The sequence below is a fragment of the Streptomyces sp. NPDC093591 genome (assembly GCF_044764885.1).
Classification (GTDB): domain Bacteria; phylum Actinomycetota; class Actinomycetes; order Streptomycetales; family Streptomycetaceae; genus Streptomyces.
Map to the genome: position 1 here is coordinate 1 of NZ_JBIWIY010000009.1, position 21,722 is coordinate 21,722.

20 protein-coding genes and 4 pseudogenes are annotated in these 21,722 nt (G+C 67.4%); 4 read left to right on the forward strand and 20 right to left on the reverse strand.

What is annotated here, in order from left to right; all coding sequences use genetic code 11:
* Nucleotides 1-17: 17 nt before the first annotated feature.
* Both ACIREI_RS19860 and ACIREI_RS19865 read right to left on the reverse strand, forming a co-directional pair.
* Nucleotides 18-962, reverse strand: a complete 945-nt coding sequence (locus ACIREI_RS19860; RefSeq protein WP_403334379.1) for a hypothetical protein — start codon at nucleotides 960-962, stop codon at nucleotides 18-20.
* A 737-nt stretch (nucleotides 963-1,699) separates the two neighbouring features.
* Nucleotides 1,700-2,212 (reverse strand): annotated as a pseudogene (locus ACIREI_RS19865) (TetR family transcriptional regulator); the annotation flags it as partial.
* 574 nt (nucleotides 2,213-2,786) lie between these two features.
* Between ACIREI_RS19865 and ACIREI_RS19870 the strand changes: the two are divergent.
* Nucleotides 2,787-3,341, forward strand: coding sequence for a hypothetical protein (locus ACIREI_RS19870; protein ID WP_403334381.1), 555 nt, complete (start codon nucleotides 2,787-2,789; stop codon nucleotides 3,339-3,341).
* A gap of 118 nt (nucleotides 3,342-3,459) precedes the next feature.
* On the opposite strand, the gene ACIREI_RS19875 is transcribed toward ACIREI_RS19870, so the two are convergent.
* From ACIREI_RS19875 to ACIREI_RS19945, 15 genes and pseudogenes are all read right to left on the reverse strand, one after another.
* Nucleotides 3,460-7,110, reverse strand: a complete 3,651-nt coding sequence (locus ACIREI_RS19875; protein WP_403334383.1) for a hypothetical protein — start codon at nucleotides 7,108-7,110, stop codon at nucleotides 3,460-3,462.
* A 349-nt stretch (nucleotides 7,111-7,459) separates the two neighbouring features.
* Nucleotides 7,460-7,822 (reverse strand): glutamate ligase domain-containing protein, encoded by a 363-nt coding sequence (locus tag ACIREI_RS19880; RefSeq protein ID WP_403334385.1) that lies wholly within the window; start codon nucleotides 7,820-7,822, stop codon nucleotides 7,460-7,462.
* Nucleotides 7,822-8,346 carry a C39 family peptidase gene (locus tag ACIREI_RS19885; protein ID WP_403335081.1) on the reverse strand — a complete coding sequence of 175 codons (525 nt, stop codon included), beginning with the start codon at nucleotides 8,344-8,346 and terminating at the stop codon, nucleotides 7,822-7,824. Before ACIREI_RS19885 ends, ACIREI_RS19880 begins: the two co-directional genes overlap by 1 nt.
* Nucleotides 8,347-8,382: 36 nt before the next feature.
* A complete protein-coding gene (locus tag ACIREI_RS19890; RefSeq protein ID WP_403334387.1) occupies nucleotides 8,383-9,474 on the reverse strand; it encodes an ATP-grasp domain-containing protein in 1,092 nt (363 codons plus the stop codon).
* Entirely contained in the window at nucleotides 9,471-9,821 is a 351-nt protein-coding gene (locus ACIREI_RS19895; protein WP_403334389.1) for a hypothetical protein, read from the reverse strand. Before ACIREI_RS19895 ends, ACIREI_RS19890 begins: the two co-directional genes overlap by 4 nt.
* A gap of 5 nt (nucleotides 9,822-9,826) precedes the next feature.
* On the reverse strand, nucleotides 9,827-10,270 hold the full coding sequence (locus ACIREI_RS19900) for a hypothetical protein (RefSeq protein ID WP_403334391.1): 444 nt from the start codon (nucleotides 10,268-10,270) through the stop codon (nucleotides 9,827-9,829).
* A gap of 60 nt (nucleotides 10,271-10,330) precedes the next feature.
* Nucleotides 10,331-10,576: a hypothetical protein gene (locus ACIREI_RS19905; protein ID WP_403334393.1), complete on the reverse strand. Its 246-nt coding sequence runs from the start codon at nucleotides 10,574-10,576 to the stop codon at nucleotides 10,331-10,333.
* Between the two features lie 82 nt (nucleotides 10,577-10,658).
* The gene (locus ACIREI_RS19910; RefSeq protein ID WP_403334395.1) at nucleotides 10,659-11,201 is read right to left on the reverse strand and encodes an NUDIX domain-containing protein; all 543 of its coding nucleotides are present in this window, start codon (nucleotides 11,199-11,201) and stop codon (nucleotides 10,659-10,661) included.
* Nucleotides 11,198-11,584 carry a hypothetical protein gene (locus ACIREI_RS19915; RefSeq protein WP_403334397.1) on the reverse strand — a complete coding sequence of 129 codons (387 nt, stop codon included), beginning with the start codon at nucleotides 11,582-11,584 and terminating at the stop codon, nucleotides 11,198-11,200. Before ACIREI_RS19915 ends, ACIREI_RS19910 begins: the two co-directional genes overlap by 4 nt.
* A 95-nt stretch (nucleotides 11,585-11,679) precedes the next feature.
* Entirely contained in the window at nucleotides 11,680-12,525 is an 846-nt protein-coding gene (locus ACIREI_RS19920; RefSeq protein WP_403334399.1) for a helix-turn-helix domain-containing protein, read from the reverse strand.
* Between the two features lie 27 nt (nucleotides 12,526-12,552).
* Nucleotides 12,553-13,065: a DUF6879 family protein gene (locus tag ACIREI_RS19925; RefSeq protein WP_403334400.1), complete on the reverse strand. Its 513-nt coding sequence runs from the start codon at nucleotides 13,063-13,065 to the stop codon at nucleotides 12,553-12,555.
* Nucleotides 13,043-13,273, reverse strand: coding sequence for a hypothetical protein (locus tag ACIREI_RS19930; RefSeq protein WP_403334402.1), 231 nt, complete (start codon nucleotides 13,271-13,273; stop codon nucleotides 13,043-13,045). Before ACIREI_RS19930 ends, ACIREI_RS19925 begins: the two co-directional genes overlap by 23 nt.
* Nucleotides 13,274-13,572: 299 nt before the next feature.
* A pseudogene (locus ACIREI_RS19935) lies at nucleotides 13,573-13,969 on the reverse strand (hypothetical protein).
* Between the two features lie 45 nt (nucleotides 13,970-14,014).
* Nucleotides 14,015-14,236, reverse strand: a pseudogene (locus tag ACIREI_RS19940) (hypothetical protein); the annotation flags it as partial.
* On the reverse strand, nucleotides 14,212-15,138 hold the full coding sequence (locus ACIREI_RS19945) for a hypothetical protein (RefSeq protein WP_403334404.1): 927 nt from the start codon (nucleotides 15,136-15,138) through the stop codon (nucleotides 14,212-14,214). The gene ACIREI_RS19945 and the pseudogene ACIREI_RS19940, both read right to left, overlap by 25 nt.
* Before the next feature lie 285 nt (nucleotides 15,139-15,423).
* Between ACIREI_RS19945 and ACIREI_RS19950 the strand changes: the two genes are divergently transcribed.
* The 3 genes and pseudogenes from ACIREI_RS19950 to ACIREI_RS19960 all read left to right on the forward strand — a co-directional run bounded on the left by ACIREI_RS19950 (nucleotide 15,424) and on the right by ACIREI_RS19960 (nucleotide 17,300).
* Nucleotides 15,424-15,546, forward strand: a complete 123-nt coding sequence (locus tag ACIREI_RS19950) for a hypothetical protein (RefSeq protein WP_261679182.1) — start codon at nucleotides 15,424-15,426, stop codon at nucleotides 15,544-15,546.
* A 521-nt stretch (nucleotides 15,547-16,067) separates the two neighbouring features.
* Nucleotides 16,068-16,754: pseudogene (locus ACIREI_RS19955) on the forward strand (DUF317 domain-containing protein).
* A 102-nt stretch (nucleotides 16,755-16,856) separates the two neighbouring features.
* Nucleotides 16,857-17,300 (forward strand): hypothetical protein, encoded by a 444-nt coding sequence (locus ACIREI_RS19960; protein WP_403334406.1) that lies wholly within the window; start codon nucleotides 16,857-16,859, stop codon nucleotides 17,298-17,300.
* Between the two features lie 521 nt (nucleotides 17,301-17,821).
* Here ACIREI_RS19960 and ACIREI_RS19965 read toward each other — a convergent pair.
* The 3 genes from ACIREI_RS19965 to ACIREI_RS19975 all read right to left on the reverse strand — a co-directional run bounded on the left by ACIREI_RS19965 (nucleotide 17,822) and on the right by ACIREI_RS19975 (nucleotide 21,690).
* A complete protein-coding gene (locus tag ACIREI_RS19965; protein ID WP_403334408.1) occupies nucleotides 17,822-19,546 on the reverse strand; it encodes a relaxase/mobilization nuclease domain-containing protein in 1,725 nt (574 codons plus the stop codon).
* The gene (locus ACIREI_RS19970; protein WP_403334410.1) at nucleotides 19,543-20,061 is read right to left on the reverse strand and encodes a plasmid mobilization relaxosome protein MobC; all 519 of its coding nucleotides are present in this window, start codon (nucleotides 20,059-20,061) and stop codon (nucleotides 19,543-19,545) included. The genes ACIREI_RS19965 and ACIREI_RS19970 overlap by 4 nt, the downstream gene beginning before the upstream one ends.
* A gap of 345 nt (nucleotides 20,062-20,406) precedes the next feature.
* Nucleotides 20,407-21,690 (reverse strand): hypothetical protein, encoded by a 1,284-nt coding sequence (locus ACIREI_RS19975; RefSeq protein WP_403334412.1) that lies wholly within the window; start codon nucleotides 21,688-21,690, stop codon nucleotides 20,407-20,409.
* Nucleotides 21,691-21,722: the final 32 nt, after the last annotated feature.

Genomic DNA, 21,722 nt, shown 5'->3' on the forward strand with positions numbered 1-21,722 from the left:
AGCCGGTGGCCGTTCATCTATGCGGGCACCATCCCGATGCCGGAGCAAACCCCCGGATCAGGTCGAACCCGTACACCATCTCCCTGGACGCAACCGCGCCAGGTCATGGTCCTGGCGAGCGAGATTCTTGCATCTACTGCTCTGCGCGCGCGTTCGGCGATCTCAGATTCAGACAACTGACCGGCGAACAAGGAACGCAGGCTTGCGGCTTCCTTCTGTTCGTCGTCCGCTCGTTGCGATTCCAACTGAGCAAGGAAGGCAGGGTTAAACGACCATTTCACCGGCCCCAGGCGTGCAGAGTCAGGCGATTTGGGCTCAGGCGTAGGTTTCATGCCTGCCTTGGCCTGTTGCTTCCTCAGCCTCCCATCTTCCTTTTCCCGTTCGTGTCCTTCGTCGACCGCAGGCATGTCGTCATACCCGAAGAGCACACTCACGCTGATGGAGCCCGTTCCGTCGTTGCTTGGCACTGCCATGGCGAACTGGACCCCGGCTCGGCGTAGCGCTCCGTAGGGACACGAAGGGTCATGAAACGGTTCGGAGAAGCAGGTGCTTCCCACAGGCAGTTCCGACACACCTCGTCGTTCAAGTTCGGCCAGAGCCGGGCCGACTGATGCGAGGAAGTCCTTGGAATCTCGCGCCCCCTTCTTACCGCGGGGGGCTTTGGCTCTTGCCCTGCTGGCCACCGTGACGTGCCATCGAGCACGCAGTTCCGGGGCCGGATGAGGTGTGATGTAAGGGTTCCAGGTGTGTTGGTTTCGTTCGGCAACGCTGCTGGTCGCAAACGTGACTTCCAGCGCACCGTCCTCGCCGTGGTGGAAGTCGTACCGGCCGTCGGTGGGGGTACCTCTGTCGTGGAAGTGGTCACACTCGACGCACCTGTCGTACGGCTCAATTCGACGGCCGGTCACGTACTCCACTGCGCGTGCGGCCTGCAGCTCACTCTCGTCGGTTCCACGCGACATTACGGCTCCTCGGCAGGGGCAGGAATTTCCCAGGGGAGTGATAGTTGCTGGGGAAGGCGAGAGAGAGTGAGTAGGAGATCGTCGCGGCGAAATCGGATGCCGGCTGTGAGCAAAGTGCGAGCGTGTCGGTCGAGTGCGGCGAGGAGGTCGGCGGGCAGACCGACAGTGATGGGAATTCGCCAGGCATCACTGAGCAGGGCATCGAGCTCGTGCGCTTCTGCGCGCAGATACACGTGAATCGACCACGGCTCAACGGACTTCATAGGTCCGCGGACGGAACGGCCACGCTTGCCCAGGAGTCGGTTTCCGGCAAGTTCGAGCGCACGCAGTACTGCCATCTCCGAGACGGCAGCGACTAACGGGCCATGGCCCTGTTGGCTCATGTTGCTTCAGCTCTTCCATTCCTGGGTGCGTTCGCCATCGTACTGACGCCGTGCTAGTTCAGACGATCGAATTTCGTTGAGCTTTACCGCCGGGCCAGGCGTCATAGCCCGTGCGGCACGTGGTGCGCAGGGCAAGACGCTGAATCCGGCTGAGTCGGCGAGGAAGGCGACCGGGTTCCCCCCCGCCCACTGAGATGTCCCCTGACGGTTCTGACCGTCCTCTGCTGGGGTTGACCTTCCAGCTACACCCGCGTGAGATCTCGCAGTACCGGCGTGAGCTGCACCGCTCCTGCTATCCGTCGGACGGGCCTGTGACCCGTCCGACGGGCCACTGCTGGTCAGGCGGGGTCTGCCCGACAAGTCGGCCAGGAGTGCGTTGATGACCCGGTCCGTGGGGGCGGTCATGTTGACGGATTCGGGGGCGAGCAGCCACTGGATCTGCAGGCCGTCCATGACGGCGATGATCGCCGTGGCTGCCTCTTCGAGGTTGAGGTCGGGCCGTGTCTCACCGAGTTCGGATGCCTCGGCGAGGGCCTCGGTGACGAACGCGCGCAGGCCCGCGTAACGCTCGCGGAAGTAGTCCTGGGCAGGGTGACCTTCGGTGACGCTCTCCGCCGAGAGGACGGCGTAGAGCCGGACGATGCCTTCGCGTTCGGTGTTGCGGCGGACGGTGTCGACCAGGTGGCGCAGGAAGGCCAGGCCCCGGGGACGCTCCGGGCCGAGCTGTTCGATGTCCGTCTCGTTGCGCAACGCCAGAACGCTGGTGAGCAGTTGGGCCTTGGAGCGGAAGTAGTGCAGGACGCCGGCCTGGGTGACACCGGCGCGGTCGGCGATCTCCTGTAGGGAGGCGTTGTTGTAGCCGCGGGCGGGAGAAGGAGCAGGAGTTCGAGCGCCAGGCGCTGGCGAACCGGACCAAGGACTCGAATCTTCTGCAATACCTGGGAGCGACGCCGACTCCGCAGCCCGCCGACGACTCGACCGGCCGCTACACCGTCTTCGAGGACACTCTGGAGACCTTCCTCGACCGTTACTGGACAGCCTGGGAGGAGCGGCGACAGGAACTCGTCCGCGCGGGCGATGGCATCGATGGGAAGAACGCGGCCACGTATCTGGAGACGACCCGCACCGTCGCGGTGGAGCCGCCCTTCCTGCTGCATGCGCTGCTGGAGAACGTTCGGCCGCTGTCAGGACGGCGCTAGCCGACTCGTCGACCGGCTGGCCACGCTGTACGCGCCCGAGTTCGCGGCTATTCGGCGAGAGTGATTTCGGTCCGCCTCCACTCGGACAGCGGAGCCCGCGGTCCACGAACGACAACACGGCGCCCATCCGCGAACTCAAGAGGCCCCGGATGCCGCACTCTTGCGCACCAGACACAGTTGATCCCTATGGTCTGCTCATGCCTGCAGGGGGATGGGGGATCGCGTGGACGGTTGGCTCCTTCATGCTGGGGATCGTCGCAACCCTGGCGTCAGTGTTCATCAACAATCGGCATACGCTCCGACGTGAACGGATCGCTCGGGCGGCAACCCGTGGTGGTACCTTCCAGGACCGCCGCGATGAGTTCGAGACCACGCACCTTCTGGACCTGCACACAGCTGTCGCAGATCAATACGATGCTTGGATCGAGATGGCCCACAACCGTGGCAAGAGGGCCACCCTGCGTGGAGGAGACCCGCACAGCGACCAGGAGTCCCAGAGCAACCCGGAGCTCGATCAGGAACTCTCGGCGGAAATAGCCGAGTTAGCCCCACGACTCGATGACGCCGAACGTCGGATCCGTCGCCTGGTCGGCCTGGTCCTGCATGACGAAGTGCGTGGATACGTCCGTGACTGTCTCACCGACCTCAACCGCTTCCATATCCACTACCCCGAGATGCAGCTGCCCGAGATGCTGGAGCAAGCAGACGCAATCGCTGGCAAGCTCCACGCCCTGCGCGAGGTGATTGCCGCGCGTCTCCGCCACGTCTACACAGGCATTCGTCCGCGCGGCATCTGAGCGCGCCGTCCTTCGCCGAGGAGCTGCGTGCGGGATCGGCCGTACCCTCGCCCTGCACGACCTCAACCTCGCCGCCCCTCAGAGGCGCGATGACGCCCTGCTCAAGGCTGTCGTCCGTTCAGCGCTCGGGAGAGGTCAACACCACGCGGGCCGCCATGGCGCGGTCGGCCTCCTCGGTGTGGACGAACATGCCCATCAGGGTGCTGGCGGCGGCTAGCGGCTTCATCTGGTCGACGAGGGCCTGGTGGTACAGCACAAGTGCGGCTTCCAGAGGAGCATCGCCGTCGCCCACGGTCTCGGCACCTATGTGCAGGCCCTTCAATACGAAGGGGAGGGTCGACGGTGAGATCCAGGGCTGGATGAGGACCTGGAGCGAGTACGCCCGGAGGTTGCGTTGCCGGTGCAAGGGCAGTGTGGCTCGGTGTAGACCGCTGTAGGCGGTGCTGAGCCATCCTGCGGCCTCGTGCGGAAGGGAGCCGATAGTGCGGGAGGCGGCGTTGAGGGCGAAGGCGGCTGTCGCCGCCGCGTCGGACCATGCGGAGGGCCGGGACAGGGCTACGGCGACTGCCTTCGCCTGCCAGCTGTCTGCCAGTGCTGCGGTGCGATAGAGGTCGGTGGCGAAGGGGATGTCGACGTAGTGGTTCCGCAGCAGCTCAGCCTTAATGAGCACGCCTTCCTCGGGCGTGGTCAGGCCGGCATTGAGGCGGGCGTCGACGAGTGCGAGGGTGCCGAAGGCTGGCACGCCTACAGACAGTGCGAGGGCCCGCAGGATCCGATCGTCGCACCACAGGGCAAGACCGTGATCCTTGGCGTAGTCGAGGGCTGTAAGCCAATGTGTGGCGCCCCGGCCTGAGGGCAGAGGCGGAAGGCTGCGCAGTTCCGGCCGAGGTGCCCGGGGGATCGCTCGAAAGACCTCGACCAGGCGTGCCGAAGTGGACCGTAGTTGAGCGAGATCCTCGGCGGAGGTGGTCAGGACTGCTGGGCGTGAGCTCTCTTCGTCCCAGGCAAGGGTCATGTCGGATCGCAGTGCGATTGATTCCTTCGCATGCAGCGCGTCGGTGAGGAGTTGGTCGGTCGTTACGAGTGATCGGGGGTGGCCCATGAGTTGCTCGGCCACGCCTGGCTCCAGCAGAGCGAGGGTGACGGCTGCACTCGTATCCACGACTACTCGGCCGCTCTGGGCACCCAGGGCAGCAGCGGTCTCTGCTGGGGTCAGGAGGACGTCGGCGGCGTAGACGTGTGGGCGTTCAGCGGTAGGACGCAGCAGGACTTCGGCGTAACTGCGGCCGGAGAGCAGCGTGAGAGAGCCGGCGGGCAGTTCACCCGCGGCGGTCTTGTTGCGCAGGTCCTTGAGGTTCTTGGCGCTCTCGTGGGAGCGGCGCAGTTCTTCGGCGATGTTCTTGAGAGGGTCTTCGTCGGGCCCGAGCTCGACTGCACGGAAGGCAGTGCTGTCGGGGAAGCGCTCCAGATAACTGGCCGTGGCGGTGCGGAGTTGTTCGGCTTCTTGATCGGAGAGGGGTGGTGTGGGCTTGGCAGCGCGCCAGTGCAAGATGGAAAGGATCTTGCCGACCAGGTCGCTGTCGTCCTGCCAGCGTTGTGTCAGAGTGAGAGCCCGCCCGATGAACTGAGGGTCGGTGGAGAACCGTGCCCCCAGTGTGACCCACAGGGCTGTTTCGTTCGGGGTACGTGGGTCGAGCGGCTGGCCCAGCTCGGTGAGTGTCTGCCAAGCTTGATCCAGTAGGGCCCGTTCCACATAGCACTTAGTCAGAGCCCAGCGGGCGTTCGCGTCCAGGCGGTCGAGCTCGAGAAGGCTCAGAGCCGCGTCTGTGGCGCGGTCGATGCGCCCATCGGCGAATTCGGCCTCGATGAGCAGTGCGTACATGCGGCCCCGCCCCGCCCAGCCGGATCCGGCCATCCGTAGTGCATCCTGTGCGCACTCGCGGGCGGAGGGGTAGTCCTTGGTCTCCTGGAACAGGCCCGCAGCCATAGCCATCAGGCGAGCGTCGTGCCACTGGGCGGCACCGCTCTTCAGGGTTTCAGCTGCCAGACCGAGGTCTCCGCTGCGGTGGTAGCTCTCGGCGAGCTTGACCACGATTGCCGGGCTTTGGGTGACGTTGGCGCGCAGCAGGGCCTGTGGATCGTCCTCGTTGGCATGTAGTGCCCGGGCGAGCAGTTCCAGTTCTTGGACGCGGTCGGGGAAGACAGCTTCAAGTTGTTGAAGGTCGGGCAGGTCCGCTCCCGCTGCGACCAGGCCGGCCGCAGCCGTGAGCTGTTCTCCTTCTGTGCCGGCGGCTTCCCAGGCCCTCTGCCACAGCTCTTTCGCGTCGACGGTGGCCTCGTCCTGCGCTGCCCTCGATTCCGCGAGGACCGCCGCGACATGAGCACGCCCGAATCCTTCGGGCATTTGCCGCACCAGTTCTTCGGCTTCTCCCCACCGACCCGTCAGGGCGGCGACCAAGGCAGTCTGCTCCTGCATACGGGCGTCTTCTGCCTCGTACTGCTCGGCTTCCCCCTCCGGCGACGGCTGCGTCAGCTTCCATGCCAGGGCCATGTCCTCGCTTATCACCGCCGCGTGCACCGCCAGCACGGCTGCTTCGGCGCTGTCCCCGAACCAGGAACGGCGGCTGTTTCTCACGCGAATGGCTACTGCCAGGGCCTCCTGGCCGGCACCAAGCCTGTTCGTGGTGTGGCTGTGGTGGGCGTATTCCAGAAGCGCCCTGGCCAACGCCATGCCAGCACCACTGGACGCTTCGTCCGTTGCCCGCAGTACAGCCAGTCCTTCATTCATCCGCTCCAGATGGAACAGGGCGTTGGCCTCGAACTGGGCCTTGATTGCCGACGCTCGCGCATGGTGCGGCTCCCACTGCCTGAGATCCTCCAACCCGCTGGCCCATGTGCCGTCCAGCAGCCTGCGCAGTGCTGCCAGCAACGGGGACGAACGGTTGTCCTCGTAGGCGGCTAGGTAGCGGAGCGCAGCCTCGTCTGTGCCGTCTTCCTCCTGCAGCACCGCCAGCGCCGTGTAATAGTCTCGGGGGTGTCCCCCTTCGCCCAGGCACTGCTCGAAAAAGTGCCGGGCTGCGGCAGTAGCGTCGTAGTCGGCGGCGAGGTGTCCGAGCCAGGCGTACGCGTCCGCAGGGGCGTCCTTGAGCCACGCCGGTTCCTTGTCTGCCCACTGCCGCAAGACTTCACCGCGCGCCCGCCCGGCAGGAGACAGGGTCGCCATCGCCTTCGTCACTCCCGGCCACGACGCGGCCAGGAGAAGTGCATCTTGGGCAGCCCAGGGGCTGAGCGTGCGGACATCCTTCTCAAGATCGTTTCTGCCTCGCACGTCTTTTTGCAGTTCCTGGAACTGGTTCCGGGTCTTCTGCCCTTCTTCCTGAGTGGTCTGCCGCCCCCAGAGGCCGACCAGGAGTGCGGCCTCTGAGGGATCAGCAGCGCGTACCGACTCCTCCATCACGATCTGCAGGACTTGCAGCGCATTGCTGCGGCGTTCCTCGGTGTTGTTACCGGGCATGACGAAGGCGAGGCGTCCGGCCGCCTGGTTGAGAGACGACTCGGTGCAGTCGCGCAACTGTGCGCCGGTGTCACTGCGCGCCAGCCACACCCGTAGCGACTTCGCAGACACAGGAATCCCCGCCGTTGCGGCCCGTTTGGCTGCGGCGCGCGCCACTCTGGGCCTACGGATGACCTTCTTGAAACCGCTCAACCCGAGCTTGCTGGCCCAGGGCGCGGCTGTCTTCGCCAACACCGCAGAAGTGATCACATCCACGCGTCCCTCCCCAACAGGGCCCAGGCTCACTCAATCCTGACGCATGGACCCTACGGCGGGGGTCTGACAACGACCCCTGATCCCGATGCACATGCGCTCGGGTCTGACTCCGAGCCGGCGAACGAGGTCTACGCGACCACGATGAGGCCGCCCCAGTCGTTGGATGCGTGCTAGGAGGGTGGAAAAGCTGGCCGCCCCCGAATACTGATGTTGCTCCCCAGCTGACGGCCATCCTCAGACGAGAGAAGTCAGTCCAGCCGGTCCATATCTGGCCGCAACGCGTGGCTGACTGACCCATCACTCGGGGTGGGCCTGACCGGTGGACAGGCCCCAGCAGGTCCGAGCCAGCTCAGAGGCCCGTCACGGGCTGTCCAGTGAGTGCTTGGGCGATCTGCCAGAGCTGGCCGCCGCGCGACGCCTTCACGAGGACGACATCGCCAGGGCGGATGACGGACTTCAGGTACGCGGCGGCGGTGGCGTTGTCACCGACCATCGCGATGTCTGGTACGCCCGCCGCTCCGGCCGCGAGGGCGAGTTGCTTGGCGAGTGCGTCGCCGACCGCCACGACGAGATCGACGCCATTCTCGGCTGCCATACGCCCGACTTCGCGGTGGGCTTCGACGGACTCGTCACCCAGTTCCAGCATCTCTCCGAGTACGGCGATCCTCCGGCCGGCTGCGGCCTCGGTCGTGTCGCCGTCTGTCTCGCTCATCAAGACTCTCCGTTGTGAATGAGGGGCGCGAAGGTGATCGCGCGGCCGGTGTAGGAAGCGGAGACGCGGCTGAGAGAGACGCGATCGTGCGTCTGGCCCCAGGCCGACGGGTCTCGGAAGTGGATCGCCGGGTCGGGGCCGTCCTCGTAGCCACGAAGGATGACGAGGTGGCCGCCGACGCGGCCGTCGTCGGGGAGCTGCTCGGTTACGGAGACGATGAGCGGGGCGTCGTCGAGCCGCCTCGTCAGGTCTTCGACCGGGACGGGCTCGGCGGTCGAGGCAACTCCGAGTTCGGTTGCCAGGCTCGCGATCCCCGCGTGGAGTGCTCCACGCGGGGTCAGGACCTCATTCTTGACCGCGAGTTTCAGGAGTTCCGTGACCGTGGGTGCTTCGCGCCCGTAGGCGAGCAGGATCATTCTCAGGGACGCCAGGCCGCACGCCCGGTTTGACCACTCGATCCTGTCGCCTAGTGCCCATCCTCCGTGCAGTTCCCATTCGGTGGGGTCGATGAGCTGACGGCACATGGGGACTTCGTGGACGCGCGGCACAGCGGCGGGCTCCTACGGCGAGACGGCAGCCTCCCGGGTCAGCGTGGTGCTGGCGAACGCGGGAGTGGGCAGGGGCACATCGTATGGCGGGCGTGCCAGGGCCTCGTGGAGCATCGCCAGTACGACGTCCGTGTGCGTGAGTCCGACCATCGCCGCTCCCACTGCGAAGTTGCTGTCGCGGGACATGCCCGGCGTGGTGTTGACCTCCAGCACGTACGGCTCGCAGTCATGGGTGAGGATGAAGTCGATGCGCGCCGAACCACGCAGCCCGAGTCCGTCCCAGAGTGTCTGCGCGTGCTCGGTGATCTTGTCCAGCGCATCGGGCGCCACGTCGGCCACGCGCAGGGTCACCGTTCCCCGGGAGTCCACGTCGAGCTTCGTGTCGGCGTCGTAGAAGTCGGCTTCGGTGGCCTCTGTGATCAGCGGCGGGAAGACGACGACCGAGCCGCCCGGCAGTTCCAGCAGCCCCACCGTCATCGGCGTGCCCGTCACGTACTCCTCGACGAGCACGGCCGCGCCCTCGTCGCCTGCGGCGTCCGCCAGAGCGCCAGGCAGGTCCGCCGGATCGCGTACGAGGCTCATGCCGACGCTGGATCCGCCGAAGGGTGGTTTGACCATGACGGTGCGCCCGTTCCAGGTCGTGGGGCCGCCGGACCAGACGTGCCAGCCGGGTGTAGGGACGCCGAGGGTGAGCATCACGCGCTTGCAGAGGATCTTGTCGGCGGCGACCGCGGATGCTCCGACGCCGCTGCCGCAGTAGGGCACGCGTAGGTAGTCGAGCAGGCCCTGCAGTCGGCCGTCTTCGCCGTACGGGCCGTGCAGGTTGGAGAGGGCCACGTCGTATTCGACCAGCTCCATGATGAAGTCGGGCTCGCACGGGTTCAGCACTTTCCAGCGGGCGCCAATCTCTTCCAGTGCCTCGGACAGGGCGGTGGCTGATCGCTGTTCGACGGGGCATTTCGAGTGGTAGAGCCTGTCCTCGGTGGACACGGGCCCGTAGACGAGCGCGACGCCGAGGCCCTGGCGGCTCTGCCCCCACTCGCGAAGCTCCTCGGCGGACTTCTGCACCGCACGGTCCGAGCTGGGGTTGAGGAAGAGAGTCATGCGAGTACCCCTTCGAAGGTGTGGGTGACCGGGCCGCCGACCCAGTGAGTCCGGTTCGGCCGGGCGTCGTGCGGCCGGACCGTGAGCGGCTCCCCGGCAAGGTTGTGGACGGTGACGGCGCGTCGCGCCACTAGTCCGCGCATCGTGGCGACGACGACGGCTGCCACTGCCCCGCTGCCGCACGACAGAGTCTCCGCCTCGACCCCGCGCTCGTAGGTACGGATCTTCAGGGCCTGGTGGCCGGCGGGCTGAACGAAGTTGACGTTCGTCCCCAGTGGAGCGAGGTCGGCGTGGTGGCGGACGAGGCGCCCGACCATGACCGCGTCGATGGCGTCTACGTCGTCCACGATGGCTACGACGTGTTCGGTGCCGGTGTGGGCGCTGTCGAACCAGGTCGGCCTTCGATTGATAACGGCCTGTAAGCGCCGAGGGAGAACGTCACCACCTCGGCCGTGACCCACACGGAGTCATCGGAGACGACCGCATCGTGCACCACGCCGGCCATATGGAGACTCATCTGCTGGAAGCCGTGATCACAGTGAGCGGCCCAGGCGGAGCACCGCAGGGCATTGCCACACATGGTCGCGATCGAGCCGTCCGCGTTGAAGCAGGCGACTTCGAGGACGGCAGGGCTGTCGCTGATCAGCCTGCTGATGACCAGGCCGTCCGCGCCAACCCCGGTGCGCCTGGCACACAGACGTTCCGCCTCCTTGGGCCACTCGATGTCGTCGTCCGGGCCGAGGTCGGAGAGCAGGATGAAGTCGTTTCCGGCGCCATGGATCTTGCGAAAACGCATGGCAAGGCTCCTCGCATGGTGAGGTGGGAGTGACGATGCGACGCCCGAACAGGGCGGAGGTCAGCGGAAGTCGATGGGCCGGTACGTCGTGCGGGCTTCCCGCATGACCCAGGGCTCCCGCCCGGCAAAGATCAGTACGCGGTGGGCTGCGGTGCCGACCGACCGCATGTCCCGGACTCGCTGGTAGGCGCCGTCGAGGTAGATGAAGTCACCGATACGGACGTCGCTCGGCGGCCGGGTGCTTCCGATTGTTCCGCGAGGCGGAGGCGGTATGGAGGGCGGCTCCTTGGTCCTGCGCTCGTGCATCAGCCCCTCCAGACTCCGAGCAGGAGGGAGCCGCTGATGGCGATGAGGCTTAATACGTAGGCGAGTTGTTGGCTTCGCGGAGTCATCGGGTTCCGATCAGGTGGTGCTCCACGCGGCTGCGGACCGACGGGATGCCTATCTCGGTGAGGGGCACCCAGGCCGCTGCACCCGTCTCGATCACCGAAGGGAAGACCGCGCCCGAATGGGCCCGGAAGAGGTAGCGGATGCCGACCCGGAGGCGCGGCCCGTACCTGTGCTGGCCCGGCCTGGTCACGTCGATCAGGAAGGGTCCCTCGGAGCCGGGCTGCGTCCATACGTCCCGGATACCGGCCTCCTCGGCCAGCAGGCGCAGGGCTGCCTCGCTGAGGGAGTCGTCCGCGTCCTCTGGCTCCGCCTCCGCGAGGGCATACCCGTTCTCGTGCCGCAGGCACAGGACGCGGTTGCGTTCGTCGAGGACAACGGCTCCTGTGACAACGAGGGGGCAGCGCTGGCCGTGGGTGCAGGTTCGGCGCTGTGAGTGGTCGCGGGCCGCGTCGTAGACCGGCAGCAGCGCCATCCTGTCGGCGGGATGCTCGTGGAGGTAGTGGGAGAGCTCCCGGATGATCTGGTCGTCCCTGACGCTCACGGCGCATCCAGCCCGTTCCGCTCGACGTAGATCCACAGCAGGCGCTGCGTCAGTAGGGCGACATCGCGGAGGTAGAGGTACGTCCCGAAGGCGGGCGTCTCGGCGGTAGGCCGGTTCGTGAGGTCGACCAGCCTGGTCCCCTGACGAAGCAGTTGCCGCACCTCGTTGTCGTCGGCGGCGCCCAGGTCCTCGCGGAGCAACCGGTTCAGGTCACCAGCGACGGCCGGCAGCTGCCTGTCCATCGCCGCGCGGGTCGTGGTGTCCATTCGCAGGCCGAGGACGGAGTTCGTTCGGGAGGAGATCGCCTCTACATCGATGAGGGTGTTGTCGCCGTCGGTGTCCTCGGCCGTCTCGATCGTCTTGCCGGTACTTGCCACAGTCATCTCTGGCCCTTCCGGAGCACGCTTTCAGCCGTGCCTATAAAGCTAGGAAGGGAGTTGGACAGGGCTCCATGAGTGTGCCGGAACTTGCCGGGCATTCACCCTAGAGATTCGATGGCAGCGGTGATGAGTTCACGCGCTGCGGGGCCGTAGACGGCAAGTTCGGCCAGCTCGCTGAACGTTTTGGCATACATGGCAAGTTCGTGCCTCTGTACGACGCTGAGATGGGCCGAGGTCAATTCGACGTTCACCAACTCGTCGTCGTACAGGAAGAATCCCTCGACGGGCCAGAGTCCCGAACGGTCGGCGTCCTGGGGGATGATGCCGATGCTCACTGAGGGGAGAGCCATGGCACTGAGGAGATAGCCGAGTTGGCCCGCCATGACGTCGGTGCCACCGATGCGATACCGCAGAACGCTTTCCTCCAGGAGGATGGCGAACGTGTGGTTGCCGTAGACGACCTGTTGCTTCTCCACGCGCACCTTGACGGCCGCCGGCACGTCGTCGATGAGTCCTCGGCGGTCACGAATGGAGGTCAGAAGCGCGGTGATGTACGACGCCGTCTGCACGGGGCCGGGGATGAGCCACGGCGAGTAAATGCGAAAGCGCTCGGTGCGCTCCCACAGGGGAACGACGGACTCCTGCGCCCACTTGAGTCCGTGGCGCTCCATCTTGCGCCACTCGACATACATGCCCTCAATTCCGCGGGCTGTCGAGACGAGGTCCTCTGCCTCGCTCTCCGCACCGCAGACGGAGCACCAATCGCGAAGGTCGCGCTCCGAGGGGGCGCGGGCGCCGCTCTCGAAGCGCGAAGCCTTCGACTCGTGCCAGCCCAGGCTCTGGGCCAGCGATCGCTTGGTGAGACCAGCCGCTTTCCGGATCTCGGCCAGGCGTTGCCCGAGCGCCTTGCGGGCTTCCTGGACGCTCGAAGAGGGTGATGTCATGTCGGTGCGAGGGTGCTGTTCGAACCGTCAGGCCAGCTCGAACTGCGCATGCGGCGTTGCCCGCTTCCACACGGCTTCGAAGGCCGACTCGCAGAGCTTCGCCACTTCAGCGTCCTCGGTGAGTTCGACCTCCATGTTCTCGCCCTCGCCGTCGAAGTGGTTGACGAGGACGAGGCTGGAGTCGAACAGCCAGAAGTCATTGCCCGGCAGGGCGATATCGGTCGCGTTGCGCCGCGAGAGCCACCGCACGCTTTCGCCGGCGGCGATGTTCAGTCCATCGGTCACGTCGTACTCGAAGCGGATGTACTCGCTGACCGGTGTCGAGATGACGCGTGCGCGTCGAACCTCGACGCCTCGTGAGCTCGCATCCGTGACGATGGCGTGCCAGTCGGCCCAGCGCTCCGCGGGATCGACGACCACACCGGCCTTCCAGTCGACGAAGGCAGGGTCCGACTTCATGTAGGCGTCGCGCATCTCCAGATGGACAGCCGTCCTCTGGCAGTCGCGGAACAACTCCTCAAACGTCGGGGTCCTCGTCATCCTTCTTCACCTCCAGGAAGAACTGCACCATGCGACGGGGGATCTCCACCACCGACTCGTGGCCGGGGATGTCCATCTGGCCGAGGCGCTCGGCGTCCTCCACCCTCCACCCCTGCACCAGGTAGCTGTCCTTCTCCTCGTCGAGGTAGATGGTGGGCGAGCCGCCACTGGGACTCTCCGGGTCCTTGCCGAGCTTACGCAGGGCCATGATGTCCTCCTCGGAAGCCGGTAACGATCTCTGTGCCAGAGCTTGCCCGCGAACGCGCTGTCGAGCCAGGAACTTGCCCAAACTTGCCAGGACTTCGGGTGGTAACCCGACCGGGAAACCTTGTCGGGGCTGGCCGTGTGGATGCGGTCCGCGTGTGTAGGTTCTCACTTTCGACGTCATGTGCCGACGCTGCGACCTGGACGTTCCCTCCTCAGTCTCACGACATGTCGGCAGGCGGCTGTCGCAGAGCGGTGTCATTTCCTCGAGCTGTCCAGCCGCCTCCACCACTGTCCAGGGCGTCACGAACCTGCATCGGCAACCATCCGTTCCACCCACTCATGCACCTTCACTGCTCGCTCGATGCGGCTGAGGAGGTCCTTCTTGGACGCCGTGTCCCAAGGTCTCCGGGATCTTGTCGAAGGTGTCGGGAAGAACGTTGAGGAGACCCCAGATCTGTTCGCCGGTGCTGACGGTCAGCGGTTGCTGGCACCTCCACTGCAGCGGCGTCTCGGGCCGGTGCGTGAGCCACTGCACGAGCGTCGGGAACAGGTAGTGCGTCGCATCTGCGGCGAGGTGCTCTCGAAGCCAGTCGACCGGGAGCCGCTGGCTGAAGCCGTGCATGGCGGCCTCCTGGGCCAGGTCCAGGAGCTGAGCGGTGTCGACGGCTCGGACGGTGCGGGGAAGGGTCGGGGGCATGCCGAGATGATCCCAAGAAGCCTCCGCGGCGCCGAGAGGTCGGATTGGCCGGGACGCGATCTGCGGACGGGCAGAAGCCCAGACTTCCTCGAACTCCTCGTAGGCGAGTTGTTCGGGGTCGTGGCCTTCCCATTCCGAAACGGGCAGCTCGGCTGTGATCCCGAACCTGCTGTCGTACTCACCGAGGCGGCCTGCGTCGCGGGCCCGCTGCCACTCGGCGAGGCAGGCAGCTGTGATCGGGATCAGCTCAGGCCCTTCGAGTCCGACCGCCGAGTCACCCGCGGGTGTCCGTACCGGGAGGGCCGCACGGGAGGAACAGTAGGGCCGGGCTCGGACATCGCCGAGTCACTGCCGTCGGTGTCGTCCGGGTACAGGCGGCGGTTGAGGAGGCGGCCGAGCGTGTGCACGGCGGTCTGGATCGCCAGGCGGTCGGCGGCCGTGAGCTGGGGGCCCAGCTGCGGGTGGTCGCTGCTCACGGCGGTCCATCCGGCGGGCTCGAAGGGATCGGGGTCGAACCTGACGCTGAAGGTCTCTCGGGAGCCTGACAGGCCGAGGGTCAGCTCGACGCCGTGGATCACGGCCTGGCCCTCGCCCCCGACGGGGACGGCGGTCCGAAACGCCGTCAGATGCTCTTTGCGGGGGGTGTCCAGTTCCGCCCAGTGCTTCTGCGCGGCCTCCTGGGCAGCAGCCAGTAGCGCGAGAAGGCTCTCGCCCGCGTCCACCTTCCGGTCGGAGTTGGTGGAGTCCTCCAGCAGGATGCCGATGCGGTCCAGGGCGATGCTCAGGTGCCAGGCGGCCCAAGTCGCCCAGTCGGGCCGGCAGGTGAGCATCGCGGGCCGGACCAGGGACCATGCGTGCTGGGCGAGTTCCCGCACGGGGTCGGCGGTGAGCGGTGCGTAGGGCGGAAGGATGCCGACGCCTTCGGCTGTCTTGTCGGTGGGTTCGACGCCGCGGGCGCGCAGGTCGTCGTAGACGGTGTCGCGGGAGACGTCGGCGGCGCGGGCGAGTTCGGCGACGGTGCGGGTGCCCGCCCACCAGGCGGCGGCCATCAAGTCGGCGCGGTTGTCGGCGAGGCGGTCGCGGCGGGTGGCCCAGCCGCGCAGAGCGGCCAGCGCCGCGCCGCGCACGTCTGTCGGTTCGGTGTCGAGTGGGTCGACAGTGGAGTTCATGCCCCTCACGGTATGTCGAGCGATTCGACATGTCGATTGGTTCGACGCTTTCGGGGCCTTTCCGGGAAGCGGAGTTGACGATTCGTGACCTGCCTCACCGGAGTTGGGCCGTGTCTCACTGAAGATGGACGGAGGCTGGTCCGTCTCACCGAAGGTGGACAGCAGGCGCGCGACCGGCTCGAAATTGGAAGGGCCAGAGTGCCCTCGTTGGGGAAAGCGCCGTCCGTGCGGTACGTGTCGCGCTACTGTCCCCACCTTGCGGCACTGACATGTTGGGAGATGACGATGGACCGGACAGAGCTAAAGGCCAAGATCGACGAGCTGATGCGCCAGTACGACGAGGAGGAGATTGACGGCGCAACCTACGCCCAGGCGATGATGGAGTTGACCACCTCCGCCCAGGAGTGATGACCGGTCCGCAGTTGATCCCCTCGTCATAGGTGAGCAGCCGACCCATCTCACCGAAGGTGTACAGATGCGCGGTAGCGCTGGTCACGCCTGATCTATCGCGTACTTGGCCAGAGCCTCGGCGTCGGCGCGAGGCTACGGTCGTCTCACCGGCAGGCGCCTCTCCGGTGTCGGCGCACCATCGACGGTGAGTTCCGACTCCATCCCCACTCCCGAGTTGGAGTTGCCCCCCCCGGCAGCACGATGCTCCCGCCCAAGACGCCGACGGGAGCACACCCGCAACGCTTCCACTCGAATGAGGTGCAGCAGCGACCTGCGAATCTCATCACTGACCACCAGTTCGCCGGAGGCAGACGGGGAAGATCCCACAACTACTGGTGCGCCGCGTACAAGCATGTCAACGTGGACGACCTTATGAAACCCCAGGTCAACGACCGTCAGCGACCTGTCCCGAGCCTACGGAGGCGCCTCTGCACCCGCACCACCCCAGCGATCCCTTCCGACCCGAACTGCCGGACCCGGTGTACTGGGTCACCCCGCGCCACTTGGCCGGAGATGACGATGCGCTCGCCGAGCGGATCGGCGAAACCCTGGTCGGCCTCGGCTGGCGCATGTGGCCCACCGCCCGTCACACCCTGCTGTACGTCAGCCCGGACGGGCTGTGCGGCGCCGAGTGGATCCTCGCGGCCTACCCGTTCGAACTGGGCGGGCTGCCGGCGGCCTGGCAGTTGAGTGCCCGCTCCCGTGCCACGTCCGTGATGACGGAGTGGAACGCGTACTTCACTACCGGCGTCCCGTACGAGGCGCTCGCAGACCTCCTCGTGGCCATCGATGCCCGTGAAGCAACCGATGCCGACTTCGAGGGGCCCGAGACGGTCCTCCACGCGCTCAGCTCCTGCGGCTGGATCCGCGACGTGGACCGCCCCCGCACCACCGCTATGGACCCCGGGTTCTCCTCCTGTGTCTCCCTGGAGATGCTGCCGCCGCTCATCGAGGACGCCGACCCGCGTCCTGACTTGGTGGGCTGGCAGGCGTGGGCGGAACCGGCTCTCGGGAGCCCGTAGTTGTGGTGCGCGAGCTTCAGCGCCAGCGTCCCCCACGGCCTGGTCGCGGCGTTCGCCTCGTCCCTCGCCTCTCCGGCCCCGGTACCCCGCTGCACTGTGCCCAAGAACGCTGAGGGCCGGCTCACCGTCGTCCGCCGCAGCTGACGACCCCTGCCTCCGGCGGATCCGCTGGCGGGCGGCTCGTCGCCATCCCTCTGAGCAGAGGCACATTCGTAGTGCCCGCCAGAAGACAGAGAGGAAGAGATCTTGTTCTTTCGACGTGCTCGCGAGGACCGGGTATTCCGTGAAGCCCAGCGCGCGGGTTACGAGTTGATCCTGCAGCTACAGGCCACGCAGCCGTGGCCTGACTTCCCCGAGCAGACCGCACCAGGTCCGGCTGAGGAAGCAGTGGCGGCGGACTTCCTGCCGCCGGACCTGCGGGTGCCGTCGCGGCAGGAGATGGCCGGGTTGATGATGCGCTGGCTGCAGCCGCTCATCATTGAGGACGAGGTCCGTACATGCCCAGGCTGTGGCGCATACCGGGACTGGATCGTCTTTTGCATGCGCGATGACTCGGTGTGGCTGCGCTGCCGGTCCGGTCACGAGACGAAGGAGCCCGGTCTGGATGCGGCTTGGTACAACCGCAACTCCGGTCCGGTCGAGCGGTTCCACCCCACTCTCGAAGAGGGTCTGCGTTACCTCGGCCACTGAATCCCGGAAACCTCTTCACCTCTCCGCGATGCCGGTGCCTGGAGGGCTGGCTCGGTGAGCCCGTCTGCTTCGAACTGGCTCTGAGGCAGGTGTGCCCTACCGAGGCCACAGCGCGACGGCTGCAGCGCCGTGTTGGCCGGGCACACCTGTTCATTCAGGAAACGAGAGGAGCGTTCACTCGGTGGACGTTCGATCTGTTCACTCAGGAAACGCCCGGAGCTCCTGTCCCGATTCGGAATGGCCGTCGTGTCCCGAGACGGAACGGCCGTGGTGTCCCGATTCGGGACGGCCGCTGTGTTCCTAATCGGAACGGCGGTTGTGTTCCGAGGCGGAACGGGTTTGGTGTTCCGAGACGGAACGGGGCTGTGTGCTGTCACCGCGGCGGTTCCGTTGACCGTCTCCGGCTCCCCTGGGCTCGTGGACGCCGTCCTGGAGAATACGTACACCGAGGCCCGGGTCACGCCCCAGGTCCTGTCCCCTCTGCCTTGGCCTCGGCAGAGGGGCTCGGGGTATGTGCTGAATCATCGTGCCCTGCCGGGTTGATCGCTTCGACTCGCGGCAGGCCGGGCGGTGCGATCGTTGCCCGGGGCCGAGGTGGTGGTGCGTTGTGGCATCGCGGTGGCGTCGGCGGGCAGGTCTGCCATGCGGCGCAGCCGCCACATCAGCACCTCGGAGACCGAGTCCGCGGTCGCAAGCTCCCGCCGTCCAGCCGCTTCGGACAGGAGCCCGGCAGGGTCGTGTCCGGCGGCCTCGGCGTCGGCGAGCGTGGCGGCCAGCGCGAACCAGCCCGGCTCGGCCAGAGCCTGTTCCGCCAGCTCCGGTACTGCCTGGCGGAGGTGAACAGCCTGTCTCTCGCGCAGTGGCTGGGACAGATGCCGGCCCCGCAGATACAGCGCGCCCAACGGGATGTCGGCGGCGGCCCGGTAGGCGGTGCGCAGGTGCTCGGCGGCCTGGCGGGCAGCAGCGGCCTGCTGGGCGTGGTTCTTCTTGGCGTGCCAGTGGGCGGCGGCGGTGACAAGGAAGAACAGCATGTCGATGGCCATGGCGGTGGTGGCGCCGTCTTCACCGCGGCCGAGTGCTGGCCCGCTGTAGACAAGGTCGCGGGCGGCTTGGCGCAGGGCGCGGTCGTGGCCTCGTTCGGCCTGGACGTGGGAGCGGGTTGCCCGCTCGAACGCGAAGGCTGCCTCGCGTAGTTCGGCGCGGGTGTGGGCGGCGGAAGTCTTGGCGAGCGCATCCAGGACCTCCGCTGCCGCCGCAATGTGCGCGGCCACCTGCGCATCCGAACCCTGGTCGATGACCAGCACCGCCTGCCAGGTCGCGGTGGCGGCTCGGCGCCGCGCTGCCGCTGGGCTACTTGATGCCGGGATCGCGGTCCGGTCCGGTGGCTCGGCGGGGTCCTGGGCGGCGGCGCCGTCGGACCAGCGTCGGCGGATGCGGGGCAGGGACAGGTCGGGGGAGAGCGTGGAGCCCGCGTAGAACACAGGCTCTTTGTTGCCGTTGCGGTCGTCGGGGAGTGCGACCTTGTAGCCGAGCAGGTCACCGGAGGGTGCGACGCGTTTGTGGATCAGCACGCCGGCAGCGGCCAGCCGGTCGAAGAACTCCTCCTCGCTGGTGGCGCCGGCCACCGCGCGGCGCACCGTCTCCCGCAGTTCCTCGCGGGAGGTACGGTCCTTGCCCTGGCGCTTGGCCTTGTGGCGTTCGGCGCTGGTGGGGCGCTTGGCGGCGGTGCCGTCCCCCGTCGGGACACGGCGCAGGTTGTAGTCGGCTTCGATGCGGCGGCATTCGGTCTGGGCGCGGCGGGCCTCGTTGTGCAGGCGGGGCCGACGGCCGTCGTCGCGGACCAGGGTGGCGATGATGTGGATGTGGTCGTCGGCGTGGCGGACGGCGGCCCACCGGCAGGCTTGCTCGTCGCCGTCGGGGGCGATGCCGGTGGCGGCGACCATGCGGCGGGCGATGGCGGCCCAGTCCGCGTCGGACAGGACTGGGTCCTCAGGGGCAGTCCGCACCGACAGGTGCCACACGTGCTTCTTGGGACGGCGGCTGGCGGGCAGGGCGTTGACGGGCTGGTCGAGCAGGCGCTGAAGCTGCTCGTAGGTGGCCTTGGGGTCGCGGCCGGGGTCGGGGGTGAGTGGGTCGAAGGCGGCGACCAGGTGGGGGTCGATGTGCTCCTCTTCGGTGCCGGGGCCGTACAGGTAGCGGATCAGCCCGATCGTCTCGCTGCCGCGCTCGTGGATGCTGGGGATCACTCAGCGGCACCGCCGTCATAGCGGGCGAGCAGGGCATCGGCGGCGTCCTCCATCCGGCGGGCAGCGCTCCGTACGGCCTCGGCTGCGGCATCCAGGTGGGGTGCATCGGCGCCGGAGTTCAGGGCCTTGGCGACCTGGTTGAACAGGCCGTGGATGCGGCCCAGGTGCCGACGGGCGGCGAACAGCTCCTCGATGGCCTCGCGTTCGGTGGCGATCTCGGCGGCGGTGCGGTTCAGGTCGCGGGTGGCCTTGTCGACGGCGTAGGCGAGGAATGCGGCGTTGGACATCTTGCACTGGGCGGCGGCGTCGGTGAAACGCTTGAACTCGGCGTCGTTCATACGGCAGCTGGGCTGCTTCAGGCGCTTGCGCTTCTTCGGCTGACGGGCGCGCTGACGTCTCTTCGACAGGGACTCGGCCTGCCGATCCCCTCCCGGCTGCGGTCCGCCCTCGGTCGCAGCCTGACGGTCCGGTGCCCCCTGGCGCCGGACCGAACCCGCCACCCCCGGGGCGGGCACACCGGGAGCATTGCTCCCGGTACAACTTGCTGGGCTGGCTGGGGCTGAGGTGGTTGATATCGCCTGCTGGGCAGTGGGGAGTTCGTGGTGCTGGTCGGGCATAGAGCGTGTCTCCAGGGGGTGTGCGGGGAAGCGGATGCGTGTGTGGTGAAGCCGGGTAGGAAACGCTGTTCGTCGCCCTCGTGGAGGGAGGCGTTAGGAAGTACCGCGGCGGAGTTGGCTGAGCTGTTGGCGCAATCGAGTTGAGCCGCCCAGTGGTGTGAGCGCTGGTGGCGGAGTTCGAATGGCGGCGCCCGGCGTTGACGGGTCGTCTTCCGCCAATGCCCAGGCATTCCGCCATGGCGGTTATGCGGCAGCGTCGGTGTTGGCGGCGGAGGAGAGCTCCGCCGTGACGGCGTTGGCGATCTCCTTGGCGCGGTCCTTCTGGATCGTGTAGCCCTCGGCCCTGACCTTGTCCTCCAGGGTGGTGCGGGGGACCGTGCCGAGCTCGGCGCCGATGGCGCGGGCCATTGACCACAGCACCTCGTCGGGAACGGTGGTCTTGCGCCCACCGGGCTTGGGTTTCGCCTTGGTCGGTGGCGCCGGGGCGATGGCGGTCTTCGCCTCGGGCCCAGGTACGTCGGCCTTGGCGGAAGGAGCGGTGGTGCCGCCGTCTGGCGCTTCTTGGCGGACCCGGTGGCTCGGCTTCTCTGCCCGTGCCGTTGCCGTGCTGGGCGGACGGGCGGGCGTGGCGTTGCCCGAGCCGTCGGCCGTGGGATCGGGCCAGCGCGCGGGCAGGGCGATGGCGGCCAGGGCGAGGGCCTGTTGGCGGGTGGCGAGCTTGCGCAGCAGCAGCTCGTCCTGGCGTTCGTCGCGGTCGACGTCGGCCTGCTCCAGTGCCTGGTGCAGTCGGCGGGTGAGGCGCCGGCCTCGCCACTTGGTGCGCTTCTCGGGCTTCATGGCTTCTGCCCGGAGGATCAGGGTGACGGCTCGGTCGATGGCGCGCTCGCGGATGATCCGGGCGGCGTCCGCGTCCCGGTCGGCGATGCCGAGCCGTGCCAGCAGCCGCTCGCGTATCTGCCGGGCGAGGACGGCGGTCAGACTGCGGGAGTCGGAGTGCGGGCTGCGGTTGCGCAGTTCGATGCCCATGGCCAGGTGCCACAGCACGGCCGCCAGGACCGGGCCGACGAAGGCACGTACGGTTCCGCCGAGCGGCCCGGATTCCGCGTAGGCGGGCAGGATCTGCACGCCGGTGATGACCCAGGTGAGAGTGCCGGGCACTCCGGGCGCCCGCTTTGGGCCGTTGAGGTTCTCCCGGGCGAGCAGGGCAGTGGAGAACAGGGCGAGCTCGGCGGCGGCGAACATCGCGGCGCGTTCGAAGGCGCTGCCCATGTCGAGGTAGTCGGCGGCGAACCGCCAGCTGGTGTCCGCGCTGTAGGCGGTGCAGCCGATGGCGGCGACGGCGGCAACCCGCACTGCGGCGGTGCCCCGGCGCTGCCCATCGCCGGACTTCCGTAGGCGTCGCCATAGCCATGCCGTGAACAGGGCGACGACGAGGAGCAGGACCGCGATGGCCGCAGGTGCAGTGATCCAGTGCCACAGGGTGTCTGCGCCTTGGGCGCTGGTGAGCATGGTGTTGCCAGGTGTCATACAGGGGCTCTCCAAGGGGCCCGCGCGAGCGG